At 77.0% G+C, this 1,568-nt stretch carries 1 protein-coding gene and 1 pseudogene; both read left to right on the forward strand.

Going from position 1 to position 1,568, the window contains the following annotated elements:
* Positions 1-371: pseudogene (locus MCBG_RS03125) on the forward strand (hypothetical protein); the annotation flags it as partial.
* A 170-nt stretch (positions 372-541) separates the two neighbouring features.
* On the forward strand, positions 542-1,568 hold a 1,027-nt coding region (locus MCBG_RS03130), incomplete at its 3' end, for a glutamate-cysteine ligase family protein (protein ID WP_084789409.1).

The following is a 1,568-nucleotide window of genomic DNA, read 5'->3' on the forward strand; positions in this document are numbered from 1 at the left end:
CGGCGCCGGCCACCAGCGGCCCGGGCGTCACCGGCCCCACCGCCACCGGGCCGTCGCGGCCGGCGCCGAGCACACCGGCCGGCGAGGCGTCGGGCGCGGCGTCCCGGCCGGCCCGCGACGTGACGCCGACGCCGACGTCTACGCCGAGCGTCCCGGCCGCGCCGCCCGCGCCCCCGGCGGGGAACAACCGGATCGTCGCCCACTGCCGCGCCTACCTGGTCAAGTCGGAGCGGCAGCGGGAGAAGGCGCTGACCAGGCCCGGCTTCGCCGACCTGGTGGCCGCCGCCGGCGGCCCCGAGCAGGTGGAGAGCTACTGCCGGAATCTGGTGGGGGAGCCTTCGGGGACCCCGCCAGCCGAAGACGACGACTAGGACGAGGACGACTGAGCGCGAGGGCGCAATCAGATTCCGGACAAAAATTCATCTCTCCGGGCAAGCGGATCACGTCTGCTAGACAGAGGATGGTGTGACGGCGTCCCGCGCCGAACGGGCCGGGCGCGTCGCGACACCGTGGTCGTCCGTCGCCGAGGAGGAGCCGCCCCATGGTGATGTCGCCGGACCTGGACCGCGCCGTCGTCCTGGGCGACGAGCAGGCGGCCCGGGGCCACCTGGCCCGGATCTGCTTCAAGACCGGACCGCCCACGCTCGTCGGCGTCGAACTGGAATGGACCGTGCACGACGCCGCGGACCCGGCCCGGCCGGTCGACCGCGAGCGACTACGCAGGGCGCTGGGGCGGCACAGCCCCGTGACGCTCGACCCCACCAGCCCGGCCGACGAGCTCCGGCGCGCGAGCGCCGTGACCGTGGAGCCCGGCGGGCAGGTGGAGATCTCCGCCGCGCCGCGACCGACTGTCGGCGCGCTCGTCCTGGCCACCGAGGCCGACGTCGCCGAGCTACGGGCCCGGTTGGACGCCGCCGGGCTGGTGCTCGGCCGTAGCGGCATCGACCCCTGGCGGCTGCCGCGACCCGTCGTGGAAACCCCCCGCTACCGGGCCATGCGGTGCGCCTTCGACCGGCGCGGCCCGGCGGGGCGGGCGATGATGTACAGCACGGCGGGCCTGCAGGTCTGCCTCGACGCGGGCGAGCCGGAGCACCTCGCGCAGCGGTGGGCCGCCGCGCACGCCGTCGGCCCGCCGCTGCTGGCCGCCTTCGCCACCGCCGACCGGCACGCGGGCCGGGCCACCGGCTGGGCCTCCGCCCGGATGGCCACCTGGCTGGCCATCGACCCGGCCCGGACCCGTCCGGTGTGGTCGCCCGAACGCGCCGACGAGGATCCGGTGGCCGCCTGGACCGGGTACGCGCTCGCCGCGCCGCTGCTCTGCGTACGCGGCGACGGCCCGGACTGGACCGCGCCGCCGGACGTCACGTTCGCCGACTGGCTGGCCGGCGCGCTGCCCCGCCCGCCCACCACCGACGACCTGGAGTACCACGTCAGCACGCTCTTCCCGCCGGTGCGCCCGCGCGGCTACCTGGAGCTGCGCTACCTGGACGCACAGCCCGGGGCGGCGTGGACCGTGCCGCTGACGGTCCTGGCCGCGCTCTTCGCCCGACCCGGCCCACCCACCCCGC

This window comes from Micromonospora sp. M42 (assembly GCF_000568915.1).
Classification (GTDB): domain Bacteria; phylum Actinomycetota; class Actinomycetes; order Mycobacteriales; family Micromonosporaceae; genus Micromonospora; species Micromonospora chalcea.